The organism is Fructilactobacillus sanfranciscensis (assembly GCF_029023685.1).
Classification (GTDB): Bacteria; Bacillota; Bacilli; order Lactobacillales; family Lactobacillaceae; genus Fructilactobacillus; species Fructilactobacillus sanfranciscensis.
In genome coordinates this window covers 1-15,557 of the sequence record NZ_CP118925.1, presented here as the reverse complement: position 1 = coordinate 15,557, position 15,557 = coordinate 1, and the positions used below count along the sequence as shown (strand labels likewise).

Annotated in this window: 13 protein-coding genes and 1 tRNA gene; 1 reads left to right on the top strand and 13 read right to left on the bottom strand. The window is 36.8% G+C overall.

What is annotated here, in order from left to right:
* Positions 1-186: 186 nt before the first annotated feature.
* A tRNA-Lys gene (locus PY770_RS00070) sits at positions 187-259 on the top strand.
* Positions 260-355: 96 nt separating this feature from the next.
* On the opposite strand, the gene PY770_RS00065 is transcribed toward PY770_RS00070, so the two are convergent.
* From PY770_RS00065 to dnaA, 13 genes are all read right to left on the bottom strand, one after another.
* On the bottom strand, positions 356-1,300 hold the full coding sequence (locus tag PY770_RS00065) for a DMT family transporter (RefSeq protein WP_275045927.1): 945 nt from the start codon (positions 1,298-1,300) through the stop codon (positions 356-358).
* A 107-nt stretch (positions 1,301-1,407) separates the two neighbouring features.
* Positions 1,408-2,841 carry a replicative DNA helicase gene (gene dnaB, locus PY770_RS00060; RefSeq protein ID WP_103428542.1) on the bottom strand — a complete coding sequence of 478 codons (1,434 nt, stop codon included), beginning with the start codon at positions 2,839-2,841 and terminating at the stop codon, positions 1,408-1,410.
* A 28-nt stretch (positions 2,842-2,869) separates the two neighbouring features.
* On the bottom strand, positions 2,870-3,322 hold the full coding sequence (gene rplI / locus PY770_RS00055; RefSeq protein WP_014081367.1) for a 50S ribosomal protein L9: 453 nt from the start codon (positions 3,320-3,322) through the stop codon (positions 2,870-2,872).
* A 30-nt stretch (positions 3,323-3,352) separates the two neighbouring features.
* A complete protein-coding gene (locus PY770_RS00050; protein ID WP_275045926.1) occupies positions 3,353-5,371 on the bottom strand; it encodes a DHH family phosphoesterase in 2,019 nt (672 codons plus the stop codon).
* 112 nt (positions 5,372-5,483) lie between these two features.
* Entirely contained in the window at positions 5,484-5,741 is a 258-nt protein-coding gene (gene rpsR / locus PY770_RS00045) for a 30S ribosomal protein S18 (RefSeq protein ID WP_041817484.1), read from the bottom strand.
* 41 nt (positions 5,742-5,782) lie between these two features.
* Entirely contained in the window at positions 5,783-6,295 is a 513-nt protein-coding gene (gene ssb, locus PY770_RS00040; RefSeq protein ID WP_103428543.1) for a single-stranded DNA-binding protein, read from the bottom strand.
* 28 nt (positions 6,296-6,323) lie between these two features.
* Positions 6,324-6,623 carry a 30S ribosomal protein S6 gene (rpsF, locus tag PY770_RS00035; protein WP_056957826.1) on the bottom strand — a complete coding sequence of 100 codons (300 nt, stop codon included), beginning with the start codon at positions 6,621-6,623 and terminating at the stop codon, positions 6,324-6,326.
* Positions 6,624-6,820: 197 nt separating this feature from the next.
* Complete coding sequence (gene gyrA, locus PY770_RS00030) at positions 6,821-9,343, bottom strand: DNA gyrase subunit A (RefSeq protein WP_275045925.1); 2,523 nt, start codon at positions 9,341-9,343, stop codon at positions 6,821-6,823.
* 29 nt (positions 9,344-9,372) lie between these two features.
* A complete protein-coding gene (gene gyrB, locus PY770_RS00025) occupies positions 9,373-11,322 on the bottom strand; it encodes a DNA topoisomerase (ATP-hydrolyzing) subunit B (protein WP_275045924.1) in 1,950 nt (649 codons plus the stop codon).
* Between the two features lie 20 nt (positions 11,323-11,342).
* Positions 11,343-12,455: a DNA replication/repair protein RecF gene (recF, locus tag PY770_RS00020; RefSeq protein ID WP_275045923.1), complete on the bottom strand. Its 1,113-nt coding sequence runs from the start codon at positions 12,453-12,455 to the stop codon at positions 11,343-11,345.
* An 8-nt stretch (positions 12,456-12,463) separates the two neighbouring features.
* On the bottom strand, positions 12,464-12,682 hold the full coding sequence (gene yaaA, locus PY770_RS00015; protein ID WP_275045922.1) for a S4 domain-containing protein YaaA: 219 nt from the start codon (positions 12,680-12,682) through the stop codon (positions 12,464-12,466).
* Between the two features lie 173 nt (positions 12,683-12,855).
* Positions 12,856-13,995, bottom strand: coding sequence for a DNA polymerase III subunit beta (gene dnaN / locus PY770_RS00010; RefSeq protein ID WP_275045921.1), 1,140 nt, complete (start codon positions 13,993-13,995; stop codon positions 12,856-12,858).
* Positions 13,996-14,207: 212 nt separating this feature from the next.
* Positions 14,208-15,557: a chromosomal replication initiator protein DnaA gene (gene dnaA, locus PY770_RS00005; protein ID WP_275045920.1), complete on the bottom strand. Its 1,350-nt coding sequence runs from the start codon at positions 15,555-15,557 to the stop codon at positions 14,208-14,210.

Sequence of the window (15,557 nt, the reverse complement as noted above, 5' to 3'; positions counted from 1 at the left end):
TTTTCTGGTTCGTGATTTGAGTTTAACCAAGGCTTACTTTGTGCTCAGTCACCTCTAAGTATAACATAACTGTTTTAGGCAACTAAATATCCACCACTAGTCCCTCTTAAAAAATATGCAAATTCTCTTAAATTAGTATTGATTTGGTTTGAACCATATGATAATATATTAAATGTACTTTGATATGGGCAGTTAGCTCAGCTGGCAGAGCAACGGACTCTTAATCCGTGGGTCCAGGGTTCGATCCCCTGACTGCCCATCATATTAAGGAAGGATTTACCAATTGGTAAGTCCTTTTTTGTTACCTAAATTTAACCATAAAAAAACGAAACTGAAATTCAGTTTCGTTTTTGTTTTATTCAATTTTAGCTTTTTCAGTATTATATCCAACCACAGTTACAATTGATCCACAAATGATAATAGCAATCCCAATCATCGTTGGAAGATTGATGTCTTCCCCAATTAAGAAGAAAGCAAAAATAGGAGAAAGCACCGGTTTGAAGAAGAAAACTAGCGAGGCCATTGATACTCCACCATCTTGTAAAGCCAAGAAGTAAAAAGCAAAACCTCCACCAGTTACTGCCAAACCAACAAAAGCCAATATCCATAAATTAGGAAGATTAACGTTTGTAAAAATTGGAATATCAGAAAATTCTTTTAACCAGCTAATTGAATTCATCCAATTAGCTATTGAAGGAATTTTGGTAATCAAAATAATCACTAATAATTCTGCTGCACCAGCAATAAAGGTAAAACCAGTCATTACTACCCCATCTAAATGGACTTTCAATGAACTAGCTTGTGACATAATTCCATAAAATCCAAAGGTTGCCGCTGCTAAAATTGCTAACGAAACTCCAATTGGATTGGTTACTTTAAACGGATCGATAATTACCAACAATCCAATTACTGACAAAACCAATGAAATAATGTCCGAACGAGAAACGTTTTCGTGCAAAATAAAGTAGGCAAAAATCAAAGCAAATACTGGATTACAGCTAAAGAGGACTGCGACAATCGCTGGTTCTCCATATAAAATGGCTAATTGATATAGTGTCATCGAAACTACGACACATAAGAATCCAGTCAGTGAGAAAATTTTCCAATCTTCCCAGTGAAGTTTGTGGTGTAGTTTTTTTAATCGTGAAATAGCAAAGGGTAAAATTACCAAGCCACCAAGGGTAAAACGAATCAAGTTTAACTGAATTGGATTAAATTGATTTCCAGCAATTTTTAAAGCAATTTCCATCAAACTAAATAAAACAGTTGAAATAAAAACGTAAATTAAAGATTTTTTCATAATATGTATTAGGCTCCTCACTTATTCAAACATACAAAAGATAATGATAAATTGCAAATCTCTATCAAAAAAGCCAGACTATTCAAATGACTGGCTGTCTTTAAATACTATTTGCGATATGAAACATTAGAAAACTTGTTATAGGCTTTTAAGAATAGTAACGGAACAGTTCCTCGAGCACCAGAACGGTTCTTTTCGATAATAACTTCAACTTCACCTTGTCCGGTGTCATCATCATCTGAAACCGGTGCTTGAGACATTTGAGGAGCACCTGGAGCACCGTTATTTTCGTCAGATCCATCACGTTCGTAATAATCATCCCGATATAAAAAAGCTACAATATCTGCATCTTGTTCAATTGATCCAGATTCACGAATATCAGAAAGGACTGGTCGTTTATCTTGTCGTTGTTCGACACCACGAGATAGTTGTGACAAAGCAATAATCGGTACTTGTAATTCATTGGCTAATTTTTTTAATTGTCGTGAAATTTCAGAAACTTCTTGTTGCCGACTTTCCTTATTATTACCTTCAATCAGTTGAAGATAATCAATCACAATTAACCCTAAACCAGGATCATCAACCCCTTGTTCGTGTTTGGCTTCTTTTTTTAATCGCCGACAATTAGCCCGAATCGAGGCAATTCTGTTTCCGGGAGTATCATCAATAAAAATTCGAGACTCAGATAAGTTTCCCATCGAAACTGTTAAAGATTGCCATTCTTCTGGAGTTAATTCACCGGTTCGTAAGTGATTAGACTGAATACTTCCTTCAGCACAAAGCATCCGGTTAACCAATGATTCTGCGCTCATTTCCAAACTAAAAATGGCCACTGTTTTATTGGTTTTGGTTCCCACATTTCGAGCAATATTTAGTGCAAAAGCGGTTTTACCAACTGCCGGCCGTGCAGCTAAAATTATTAATTCTCCTGGATGTAATCCGGTCGTCATTTTATCTAATTCAATATAGCCTGTGGCGGTTCCTGTAACTTCCTCTCCACCATTAGCAGCTAAATCTTGAATTTTTTGCCATGATTCACCAACCACTTCGCCAATCTTTTTAAAGCCACTTTGGTTTCGTTTTTCTGAAACGTCCATAATTTCACGTTCAGCGTTGTCAAGCAAGTCATCAAGATTTTCATCTTCGTTATAACCATCGTTAGCAATTTTATTAGCAGTATCAATTAAACGTCGCTGCGTGGCTTTTTTATGCACTAACTTGGCATAGTACTCAATATTAGCAGCAGATGGAACAGCATCAACGACTTCCAAAAGATATGGTACTCCACCAACATCTTCCAATTGATTTTGTCCCTTTAATTTATCGGAGACAGAAACTGCGTCAATGACTTCATCCGCATCTGATAAATCGAGCATCGCTTGGAAAATAATTTGATTTGCCCGACGATAAAACTCATCTGGAGTTAAAAATTCAGCAGCTGTAGCAATTGCTTCTTGGTTTAAAAAAACAGCTCCTAGAACTGCTTTTTCGGCTTCTGGATTATTAGGGGGCGTATGATCTAGCAAAACATCATTATTCATACAAAATCTCTTTTCTAATGCTTAACCATTATTTTTCTGAAACGTGAACTCTAATTTTAGCAGTCACTTGTGCATGTAATTTAACGGGTACATTAGTGTATCCCATGGTTTTAATTGGTTCTGGCAATTCAATTTTACGTTTGTCGATATTAACCTTGTATTGATCAGCTAAAGCCTTAGCAATTTGTTTGCTAGGAATTGAACCGAATAAACGGCCTTCTTTACCTTCTTTGGCCTTTAATTCAACCACAGTATCATCTTTTTCAAGGAATTTTTTGATTTTTTCTGCTTCTTCTAAGGCAGCTTCGGCATCAGCTTCTTCATGGCGTTGAACTGCTTTTACTTTTGCAATTGCTGCTTTAGAAGCTTCTTGCGCTAACCCATTTTTAATCAAGAAATTTTGTGCATATCCAGTGGGAACATTTTTAATTTCGCCACGTTTACCTTTACCTTTAACGTCTTCTAAAAAAATAACTTTCATGATTGTTTCTCCTTTATAATTTAAATTCGTTTAATCATTAGTATTTTCTGCTTCTTCGTCTTTGTGTAAAACACCAAGCAGCATTTCTTGAACTTCATCAACTGTTTTATCAGCAATTTGTGTAGCACCAGCATCCAAGTGACCACCACCACCAAGCGCTTCCATAATTAATTGGACATTCACGTCCCCGTTACTTCGTGCAGAAATTCCCACGTTTCCATCATTTCGACGGAAAATCACGAAGGAAGCTGAGACCCCATCAATTTTCATCAATGAATCAACTGACTTCGCAGCCGTTACGGAATCATACTTCTTATCATCTTCTGCCGTAATTAATGCTAAGTTCCCATCGATAAATTGTACCATGGATATCAAATGATTTTCAGCCATATAGCTGCTAACATTTTCTTTCATAAATAGTGCTATCTCATCAACATTTGCTCCAGAAGAACGCAAATAACTAGCTGCATCAAAAGTTCTTGTCCCAGTTCTTACTGTAAATGATTGAGTATCAACCACAATTCCGGTCAACATCGTAGTTGCTTCCAAAGTATTAATTGGATCGGCACTTTGGGATTGATATTCAAACATTTCGGTAATTAATTCACAGGCAGATGAGGCATAAGGTTCAACGTAAGCCAATAATGGATTTTCGGGGAAATTTTCTCCCCGACGATGATGATCAATAATCACTACTCGATTTTGTAATCGTTCGTAGAGATTAGGGGCTAATCCGATTGATGGATTAGAATGATCAACCATCACTAACAAACTATCATCAGTTGCCATTTTAACCGCTTTATCAGATGTAATAATTGAATCCCTAATAGCTGGGTAATCATCAATTTCATCCAAAAGACGTTGAATATCGGAATAAACAATCTTTTCATCAAAAACAATGTAACATTCTTTTCCATTCATTTGAGCAATCCGACGAATTCCTAAAGATGCTCCCCAACAATCCATGTCAGGATGAGCATGCCCGTCGACAAAAATTTTGTCGGATCCCTTCATCAACTCTTGTAAAGCCGATGTAATCATTCGTGCACGGACCCGTGTCCGTTTTTCCATTGGATTAGTCTTACCACCAAAGAAAAGCGCCTCACCATCACTAGGCTTGATAACAGCTTGATCACCACCTCGCCCAAGGGCCAAATCTAAGTTACTCTGTGCTTGATCTGCTAACTTATTCAAATCAATATCATCGTAAGCAATTCCAATACTCAAAGTAATTGGAAAGTTTTGCTTAGAAGTTCCTTGGCGAATTACATCAAGAATATTAAACTTATCATTTTCAATCGCATGTAGGGCTTTCATATACATCATAATCATGAAATGATCAGCATCAATTCGTTTTAAATAAACTCCATAATGCTTAGCCCAGATACTTAACTGGTTAGTAACATAATTTTTCAAATTAGAAATTTCTTGATCAGTCATTGATTGACTAACTTCATCAAAATTATCTAAGTAAACTTCACCAATTACTACTCGCTCATCAAGATATCGTTTTTCAATTGAAGCATAGTGGGTAATATTTTCCATATAAACGGTATTATAATGGCGTTGAATTAACATCATAAATTGGTTTCCACGCCATGTTACTTCAAAAGAATCATCTTTTTCCCAGTGATTCTGAATAATGTCAAATAACTCAGGATCAACTTCTTCTAGTGAACGTTGAATGACCTTTTTACCTTCAAAGTATGGCTGTAAGTAAGGATTTACCCAAGAAATACGTTTGGCCCGATCGAGCAACAAAACGCCAATTGGCATTTCTAAAAGGGCTTCTTGCTCCCCACGTGAAATTAAATATGATAGATCAGTTAGGTAATTATTGGCATTTTCTTCAACGATATTTAAATTTTTAATCGTATATGCTAAACCAGCACATGCCATCACTAAAAGAACGCAACCGACAAGCATATTATAAAGAAACGCAATTACTAAACCCAAAATTAAACTAACTGCAATAAAGAGTGAAATACTACGTAATCGTTTATTTCGCAAAAATGGTGGTAAATTATTCTTTTTTACTAAGTTTTTCATAATTTCACCCCTAAATTAAAACTACTTTGTCTTCTATTCTATCACATGCCGTTTGAAAATTTATGCAAGAAAAAAAGACCTAGCGAATGCTAGATCTTCCTTAATTATCAAATTAGTCTTCAACTACGAATGGTAGTAAAGCCATGATACGGGCACGTTTGATTGCGCTAGTCAACTTACGTTGGTTTTTAGCACTAGTTCCAGTAACACGACGAGGTAAAATCTTACCTCGTTCTGAAATGAAACGTTTCAATAAATCAGTATCTTTGTAATCAATGTATTCGATGTGGTTAGCAGCGATGAAGTCTACCTTACGGCGACGGTGTCCACCGCCTCTTCTTCCACCTCTAGAATGTCTTTGTTCAGCCATGTTTTTTCCCTCCTCGGTCATAATTCAGATCAGCACATTAATTAAAATGGAAGATCGTCATCGGAAATATCGATTTGGTCACCACCAGCAAATGGATCAGCAGAATTGTCAGATCCTTTATTAATATTTTGGTTGTTATTGCTACCACCAAAATTATTATTGTTTGGTGTGCCAAATGGATTTTGTTGAGGAGCAGCATTGCCTGCGTTGTTACCACTAGGTTGGCCACCATTTTGACGTGGTTCCAAGAAAGTGAAGTTATCAACGACAACTTCGGTCACGTAGACACGTTGGCCCTGTTTGTTTTCGTAATTTCTGGTTTGTAAACGACCTTCAATTCCGATTAACGAACCTTTATGAACGAAGTTGGCAAGATTTTCAGCTGGTTTACGCCAGATAACACAATTGACAAAATCAGCTTCCCGATCACCATTTGAATTAGTGAATCTACGGTCAACAGCTAAGGTAAAAGTACCTACAGCTGCGCCACTTTGGGTGTATCGCAAATCGACATCTCGTGTTAAGCGTCCAGTTAGGACAACGGTATTAATCATACTGAAAATGCTCCTCTCAGTTTAAAGTTTATTTTTTGTCATTACGAACAACAATCATGTGACGTAAGATACCATCACTAAATTTTGCAAGACGATCAAATTCGTTAATTGCATCAGCGTTGTCAGAAGTTAAGTTGATAACGTGGTATAAACCTTCGTTGTAACCTTTGATTTCGTATGCAAGACGGCGTTTTGACCAATCTTTTGAATCAATTAACTTAGCACCATCGTCAGTCAAAATCTTGTCGAAACGTTCTACTAAAGCAGTTTTAGCAGCAGCATCAAGATCTGGACGAATAATGTAAGTAATTTCATATTTGTTTTCCATGAATTACACCTCCTTATGGACTATAGGCCCTCCAGTGATTTGAAGAGCAAGGGCAAACTAAGAGTACTTAGTTCACAAGTTTATATTATATCACGATTAAAATTATTATTCAAACCACGAAATGCTTTTTACGATACATCGATAGATACGTAATAAAAAAAGAATTCCATTTTAAAAAATGAAATTCTTAATTTTAATTATTCTGGCTGATCATCTGCACCTGATTTATCATCAGTTGTTTCAGAATCAATGTCTTCGTCGCCATCTTCTTCTGGTTGCACAATTGCCATTGTAGCAACTGTAGAATCATCAGCAACTCGAATTAAATGAACTCCTAAAGTTGAACGACCAGTTTCAGAAACATTTCCAGCTGCAAAACGAATCATCACACCCTGATCAGTAATTAACATGATATCTTCATCGCCGTTAACTACTCCCAATCCAACTAGGGGACCATTTTTCTCAGTCACGTTCGAGGTTTTAATTCCTTTACCACCTCGACCTTTAATTGGATATTGATTAACCGGAGTCCGTTTTCCGTATCCGTTCTCTGAAATAACAAACACATCAGATCCTGGAGTAAGAATAGCCGCACCAATTACGTAATCGTCATCCCGCAAACGTACTCCACGAACTCCAGAAGCCGAACGTCCCATAGAACGAACATCCTCAACCTTGAAACTAACTGCATAACCAAGGTGAGTTCCGATAATCATATTTTGATTCCCATCAACGAGGGAAACCTTAATAAGTTCATCGTCATCATGAAGATTAATGGCTTTCAAACCATTGTTACGAATATTCGTAAATTCATCAATTGGAGTGCGTTTAACCGTTCCCAGCTTAGTAGTGAAGAAGAGGTATTTATGTTCCCCATCTCCATCCACTCTTAAGACAGTTTGGATTTTTTCTTTTTCACCCAGGTTAATCAAGTTTACGATAGGAAGTCCCTTTGCAGAACGACCATATTCAGGAACTTCATAAACCTTCATACTGTAAACTTTTCCAGCATTGGTAAAAAATAACAATAAATCATGGGTAGAACCGTTAATTAGATGCTCAATAAAGTCATCCTTGTTAACACCCATTCCTTTAATTCCACGACCACCACGATTTTGGGTCTTGAAATCATCCGTTGGGATCCGTTTGATGTACCCATTATGCGTCAATGTAATGGTGACATTCTTATCTTCAATAAGATCTTCATCTTCAATATTAGTGATTTCACCAATCATCAATTCAGTCCGACGATCATCACCGAACCGTTTTTGGATATCTAATAATTCATTGTAAATAATTTCGTTAACTCGTTCATGACTAGCTAAAATTTCTTTATAGTCCTTGATTTGAGCAAGTAATTTTTCGTGTTCGTCATTAATTTTGCCACGTTCTAGTCCAGTCAAACGAACTAAACGCATATCTAAGATAGCTTGTGCTTGCTTATCATCCAAATCAAATTGAGAAATCAATTCGTGTTTGGCAATGTCAGCAGTCTTTGAACCACGAATAATCGTAATGATTTTATCAATGTTATCAAGGGCAATTAACAATCCAACTAAAATATGAGCACGAGCTTGTGCTTTCTTTAAGTTAAATCGAGTTCTCCGTGTAATAACTTCCACTTGATAATTCAAATAACTGTTCAAGATTTCTTTCAAACTTAAAATCTTAGGAGCACCTTCAATAATAGCAAGCATGTTAAAACTAAATGAAGTTTGCATCAAAGTTAACTTAAATAAATTATTCAAAACTACTTCAGCACTAGCATCACGACGAATGTCAATAGCAATCCGCATTCCTTCACGGTCAGACTCATCATTAATTGCACTAATTCCATTAATTCGTTTATCCCGAACTAATTCAGCAATTCGTTCAATTAATTTTGCTTTATTAACCATGTAAGGTAGTTCAGTAACTGTAATCGTTTGTTTACCGTTTTTATCTTCTTCAATGTCTGTTTTAGAGCGGACCACAATGTTTCCCCGACCAGTTTCATAGGCATGTCTAATTCCTGACTTACCCATCACAATTCCACCAGTTGGAAAATCTGGTCCAGGAAGAGCTTCCATTAAATCATTAACATCAGCATCTGGATTTTTCATCAAAATGTGAATAGCTGAAATAACTTCAGCTAAGTTGTGAGGCGGAATATTTGTTGCCATCCCAACAGCAATCCCAGTTGCTCCGTTAAGTAACAAGTTAGGGATTCGTGCTGGTAAAACGATTGGTTCACGTTCCGTGCCATCATAGTTAGGTACAAAATCAACTGTATCTTTGTTTAAATCACGTAACATTTCCATGGAAATCTTGCTAAGCCGAGCTTCAGTATAACGCATGGCAGCAGCACCATCTCCATCAACGGAACCAAAGTTACCATGACCATCAACTAACATGTAACGATAACTAAATTCTTGTGCCATCCGCACCATGGCTTCGTAAATTGAACTATCACCATGGGGATGATACTTACCCATTACATCCCCAACGATTCTGGCAGATTTTTTATATGGTTTTTCTGGCGTAACTCCTAATTGATCCATACCATATAGGATTCGTCGGTTAACTGGTTTCATTCCATCACGTACATCCGGCAATGCACGAGCAACAATTACACTCATGGCGTAATCAAGGAATGAAGATTTCATTTTTTTCGATAAATCAACATTCGTTATTCTTGTTTCTGGCGTATCGGTTTCATTGGCCACAGGATTAACCTCCATTCGTCTCTGTTAATGTTTCACATGAAACATTAAACATCTAAGTTTTCTACAAATTTCGCGTTATTTTCAATAAATTTACGACGTGGGGCAACTTTTTCTCCCATTAACATCGTGAAAGCTTCGTTAGCTTCATCAATATTATCTGATGTAACTCGAAGCAAACGACGGTTAACTGGATTCATCGTAGTATCCCACAATTGTTCCGCATCCATTTCTCCTAAACCTTTGTATCGTTGAATAGATGGTTTTGGTGAGGCTGGAAGAGAAGCAAGTAATTCTTTTAGTTCTTCGTCAGAATCAACGTATCTTTGGAATTTATTTCCTTGGCGAACCCGATACAAAGGTGGTTGAGCAATGTAAACATAGCCATGATCAACCATGGGACGCATAAAGTTGTAAATCAACGTTAATAATAGAGTTTGAATGTGCGCACCATCGACATCCGCATCAGTCATGATAATTAGCTTATGGTAACGAACTTTTTCAATATTAAATTCTTCTCCAAAACCAGTTCCCATTGCGGTAAACAATGATCTAATTTCTTCATTGGCAAGAATTCGATCCATTGTAGCTTTTTCCACGTTCAAAATTTTACCTCGAATAGGCAAAATTGCTTGGGTCAACCGTGAACGTCCTTGTTTTGCAGAACCTCCGGCTGAATCCCCTTCGACAATAAATAATTCTGAAACAGCTGGATCTTTACTGGTATTATTAGCCAATTTACCAGGAAGGTTATTAATTTCAAGACCGCTCTTCTTCCGTGTAACTTCACGTGCGCGTTTAGCAGCAGCTCGTGCTTTAGAAGCTAACATCCCTTTTTGGACAATTTCTTTGGCAATTTGGGGATGTTCATCCATAAATTTAGAAAATTCTTGTCCAAAAACGTGATTAGTTGCCGTTCTAGCATCCGAATTACCTAACTTGGTTTTCGTTTGTCCCTCAAATTGAGGATCAGGATGTTTCACACTGATAACCGCCGTTAATCCTTCACGAACATCAGGCCCAGTTAAATTATCTTCGTTGTCTTTAATAATATTGTTGTTTCGCCCATAAGTATTGATAATTCTAGTTAAAGCTTGTTTGAAACCTTCTTCGTGTGTTCCACCTTCATAAGTATTGATGTTGTTGGTAAAGGTTTTGAGCGTACTGTGATAGTCATTAGTGTACTGAAGAGATACTTCAACAGTAATCCCGTTTTCCTTACCTTCAACATAAATTGGATCCTTGAAGATTGGAGAACGACCACGATCTAAGAATTCAACGTAATGCTTAATCCCACCTTCGTAAAAGAAGTCATGTTCTACGGGCTTTTCAGGACGTTCATCCTTAATCGTAATCCGAAGTCCTTTATTCAAAAAGGATAATTCACGAACTCGAGTCGTCAACGTTTCCATGTCAAAAGTCGTAGTTTCTGTGAAGATATCTGGATCTGGCAAAAAATGAACTTTAGTGCTGTGATCATCTTGAGGTGCAGTACCAACTACTTCAATTGGAGTTTTAACATGTCCTCTCACAAAGTCCATGTAATATTGTTTTCCGCCACGGGTGACAGTTACATCAAGTTCGCTGGAAAGTGCATTAACAACTGAGGCACCAACCCCATGTAACCCACCAGAAACCTTGTAACCACCACCGCCGAATTTTCCTCCGGCATGAAGAATGGTAAAGACCGTTTCAAGAGCAGACTTCCCTGTTTCCTTTTGCATATCAATCGGAATTCCACGACCATTATCAGTCACAGTAATACTGTTGTCTTTTTCAATCACAACATCGATTTTGGAAGCAAATCCTGCTAAAGCTTCATCAATCCCATTATCAACAATTTCCCATACTAAATGGTGTAATCCTTGGGAATTAGTTGCCCCAATATACATTCCGGGACGTTTCCGAACTGCTTCAAGTCCTTTTAAAACTTGAATTTGACTGGCATCATATTCACGTGCCCGTTCTGCCTGGGTTTCTTGTGGTTTGTCTGTCATATAAATCCTCCTCAATCAACTTACTTGGAAATGATTCCATCTTTGATATGAAACATTTTTGGATTATGAATTAATTCTGTGGCAACATCGCTCATGCTAGTGGTTGTCAAAAACGTCTGAACTTTGTCTTGAATCGCAGTTAAAAGGTGCGTTTGTCGTCCTTCATCAAGTTCTGACAAAACATCATCTAGTAACAAAACTGGATATTCTCCGGTTTCTTCTTTCATGACATCAATTTCCGCTAATTTGGTAGCCAAAGCGGCCGTTCGTTGTTGTCCTTGTGAACCAAACTGAGCAACATCTTTACCGTTTACGATAAATCGTAAATCATCTCGATGTGGTCCAAAAATCGAAGTTCCTTGGCGAATTTCTTTCTCGTGATTTCTTTTAAATTTTTCCAATAAAATCTGATAGATTTGTTCAACTGAACCAAGTTCTCCTTTTTTTAGAGAAGTCATATATTTAAAATTTAAAGTTTCACGTTGTTGTGAAATCGCACTATGGATCTTTTGGGACCATTTTTGGAGTTTTCCTAACAATTGAACTCGTTGGTAGATAATTTCAGCGGCGTAAGCTGCTAATTGGTCTGATAAAACGTCTAAATAAATGGTATCTGTTGCTTTATGAAAATGAAGTTGGCGCAAATAAGCATTTCGTTGTTTTAAAATCCGCCGGTATTGCGTCATATTATAAAGATACTTATTACTCATTTGCCCAAACTCGATATCCATGAAGCGTCGTCTAATCTGTGGAGAGCCTTTGACGATTTTTAAATCTTCAGGAGCAAATAAAATGACATTTAATTGTCCAATATAAGTTGAGAGTTTCGCCTGCTCAATGTGATTAACTTTGGCTCGCTTACCCTTTGAACTTAAAGTTAATTCCAATTGGGTTTTCCCCGAACTTCGTTGCACTAAACCCCAGATATCAGCTGCTTTATCATCCCAATTAATTAAATCGCGGTTACTGTTGGCCCGATGACTTTTCGTCAAAGCCAATACATAGATTGCTTCCAGTAAATTGGTCTTTCCCTGGGCGTTTTCTCCAATTAAGACATTTACCCCGTCAGAAAATTGGACATCTACCTTCCCATAGTTACGAAAATTTCGTAATCTTAACTCATTTACCTTCATTTAATTTCCTACTTTGATTTAATCAGAAATGTTCCAAAATCAGGAACTCGAACGGCATCGCCATCGTAGAGCTTTTTTCCTCGACGATTTTCTGGTTCATCATTGTAATAAACCGTTTTTTCTCGTAAATACCATTTTGCTTGCCCACCAGAGGCAATCACGTCTTCCATCTTTAACAATTGCGCTAAAGTAATGTATGGAGTGGTAATTAAAACTTCTTTTTCCATGAATCCACCTGCTTTCAGTTACTTACAATTATACCTTTTTTAACGGAAAAAGTATACACAACTAGCACTGATAGCCGTTTTAACGAAAAATAGGACATTCTAGATAAATAACATTTAAAAATACAAAAAAAGCTCATATCGCAAAATATGAGCTTTTTTGATGTTTTTAATTTTTAAAAGGTCCGAACCGGGGTGATTAATTGAATAAATTCATGATCATTTTCGGTTGGAGTAATTGTAAATGGACGAAGAGCAGACGTAAATGCCACTTCAACATCAATTTTACCAAATACTCGAAGTGCTTCTTTCATATAATCTGGGTTAAATGAAATTTCAAGGTCTTCTCCGCTAATTTCCTTTGGTTGGAGATCTTCTTCAACTTTACCAACATCAGGAGAGTTACCAGTAATGGTCACTACTTTATCATTTGGCTTAATCGTTAATTTAATTACATTATTCCGTGATTCATGAGACAACAATGAGGCACGTTCAACAGCTGCTAATAAATCTGGAGCTGAGAACTGAATCTTAGTTGCGGATGAATCTGGAATTAAGCGTGAAGTATCTGGGTACATTCCTTCAAGTAACCGTGAGTAAAAACGAGTTGCTCCAAAATTAAACATAACTTGGTTTTCCGATAAATCCATTTTGATTTGTTCTTTTTCACTGTCAAGCATGTGAGAAAGTTCTTTCAAACTGTCACCAGGAATCACAATGTTATAAGCACCGTCACTTTCAGCAGGTAAGCTAACTTTCCGTTGACTTAACCGATGACTATCAGTTGCGACAGCTAATAATTGATTTTGGTCTAGGGTGAAGTGCACCCCAGTTAAAATTGGACGACTTTCTTGTTTAGATACAGCAATTACAGTTTGACCAATTACTTCTTTAAAAATTTCAGCAGGTAAGTCAATTGAATTAGCGGTGCTGATTTCTGGAAGATGAGGATAACCATTTGCATCTAACCCATTAATGGTAAATTCAGAGTTTCCTGACTTAATGTTGGTTTGAAAATTATCGCCAACTTCAACAACTAACTCTGTGTCAGGTAATTTTTTTACAATTTCACTGAAAAAACGAGCGGGTAAAACAATGCTTCCAGTTGAACTAATTTTTAAATCGTTATTTGGATTATCACCACTAATTGTGGTTTGAATTGAAATATCTGCATTACTTCCGGTTAACATAATGTTGTTTCCAGTGACGTCTAGTTTTAAACCAGTCAAAATTGGAATAGTTGTTTTAGAAGAGATTGCTCTTTGGACAATATTTAACGCTTTAATGAATGAAGCACGATTGATTGAAAATTTCATTTTTTATGATTCTCCTTAGCGTGTTTTTAGTTTACTTAATTAATAAAATAATAAAAGCAGTAGTAGTAGGTGCTGTTAATTATGTGGAAAACTAAGTTAAACGTAGCTAACCGGTAGTCCACACCTTGTGGATAAAGCTGTTGATAAAAACTAGTATTTCAGAAAGTTATCCACAATTCAAATTATACCATTTTTGAGATTATTCAGATTTACTAGTGTCTAATTTCGTTTTTTAAATCTTCAATTTGATTGCGTAGGTCAATATCGGTTGTTACTTTTTCCGAAATTTTATCATAAGCATGGATTACGGTTGTATGATCCTTGCCACCAAAGGCATCTCCTATTTTAGGAAGTGAATTATCGGTTAATTCACGAGATAGGTACATGGCAATTTGCCGTGGAACAACAATGGCTTTGACTCGTTTTTTCCCCTTAATATCCTTCGCAGTAATATGAAAATGATTCGCCGTGGTTTTAATGATAGTTTCGGGTGTGATGGCACTGCGTTCTTTATCTAACTTGAGTGGCCGTAGGGCTTCTGAAACTAAATCGATTGTGATTGGTTCTTGTTTTAAATCGGCAAAGGCCTTAATTCGAGCTAAAGCGCCTTCCAATTCACGGACATTGGAATCAATTTGACTAGCAATATAACTCATGATGCTACCGTCAACTTCCAGCCCTTCAGATTTGGCTTTGGCACGCAAAATTGCGGCTCGAGTTTCTAAATCAGGCGCAGTAATATCAACGGATAAACCCCATTTGAATCGAGAAACTAAACGATCAGTTAACGAATTAATTTCGTTTGGAAGCCGATCAGCAGTCATAACAATTTGCTTGTTGTTTTCATATAAAGCATTAAAAGTATTGAAGAATTCATCTTGAGTTCCTTCTTTGTTAGCCAGGAACTGGATATCATCAATCAAGAGCAAGTCAATTTCACGATACATTTTCCGAAATTCTTGCATCTTACTATTTTGAATGGCATCAATGAAATCATTTGTAAATTTTTCGGTTGTAACATATTTAACGATGGCATTTGGATTAGCAGCTAAAACCTTGTTACCAATGGCTTGCATCAAATGAGTTTTCCCTAGACCAACTCCCCCATAGAAAAATAGCGGATTATAAACTTTACCGGGATCTTCCGAGACTGCCAATGCAGCAGCATGAGCCATTTGGTTTCCTTGACCGATCACAAATCTTTCAAATGTGTAATTTGGATTTAAGTGAGGATCTACTCGTGGACGTTCAGGAACCCTATTTTTATTGTGAAAGTCTCTGATATTTGCTGTATTTGAATCAGGGGTATCTTCACCTTTAACTACGAATTTAGGTGTGACATCGGTTTGGGTAATTTCGTAAGCGTACTCGATAAATTTAGAAACGAGTTGTTTTTCCCAATAATCACGGTGCAAATCAGTAGGTAGTTCAAGTACAAACACATTTCCATCATAGGAAATTGGAGTAGCAGGTCCAATCCAAGTATTGAAGTTAATGTTGTCGTATTTAGGATCAGCTCTGAATTTACTTTTTATTTTGTTCCATAATTCATTTTCATTCAC

What these genes read in the sequence shown, in the direction of transcription:
- PY770_RS00065 (WP_275045927.1), bottom strand. Translation starts at nt 1,300, where the DNA reads ATGAAAAAATCTTTAATTTACGTTTTTATTTCAACTGTTTTATTTAGT.
- dnaB (WP_103428542.1), bottom strand. Translation starts at nt 2,841, where the DNA reads ATGAATAATGATGTTTTGCTAGATCATACGCCCCCTAATAATCCAGAA.
- rplI (WP_014081367.1), bottom strand. Translation starts at nt 3,322, where the DNA reads ATGAAAGTTATTTTTTTAGAAGACGTTAAAGGTAAAGGTAAACGTGGC.
- PY770_RS00050 (WP_275045926.1), bottom strand. Translation starts at nt 5,371, where the DNA reads ATGAAAAACTTAGTAAAAAAGAATAATTTACCACCATTTTTGCGAAAT.
- rpsR (WP_041817484.1), bottom strand. Translation starts at nt 5,741, where the DNA reads ATGGCTGAACAAAGACATTCTAGAGGTGGAAGAAGAGGCGGTGGACAC.
- ssb (WP_103428543.1), bottom strand. Translation starts at nt 6,295, where the DNA reads ATGATTAATACCGTTGTCCTAACTGGACGCTTAACACGAGATGTCGAT.
- rpsF (WP_056957826.1), bottom strand. Translation starts at nt 6,623, where the DNA reads ATGGAAAACAAATATGAAATTACTTACATTATTCGTCCAGATCTTGAT.
- gyrA (WP_275045925.1), bottom strand. Translation starts at nt 9,343, where the DNA reads ATGGAGGTTAATCCTGTGGCCAATGAAACCGATACGCCAGAAACAAGA.
- gyrB (WP_275045924.1), bottom strand. Translation starts at nt 11,322, where the DNA reads ATGACAGACAAACCACAAGAAACCCAGGCAGAACGGGCACGTGAATAT.
- recF (WP_275045923.1), bottom strand. Translation starts at nt 12,455, where the DNA reads ATGAAGGTAAATGAGTTAAGATTACGAAATTTTCGTAACTATGGGAAG.
- yaaA (WP_275045922.1), bottom strand. Translation starts at nt 12,682, where the DNA reads ATGGAAAAAGAAGTTTTAATTACCACTCCATACATTACTTTAGCGCAA.
- dnaN (WP_275045921.1), bottom strand. Translation starts at nt 13,995, where the DNA reads ATGAAATTTTCAATCAATCGTGCTTCATTCATTAAAGCGTTAAATATT.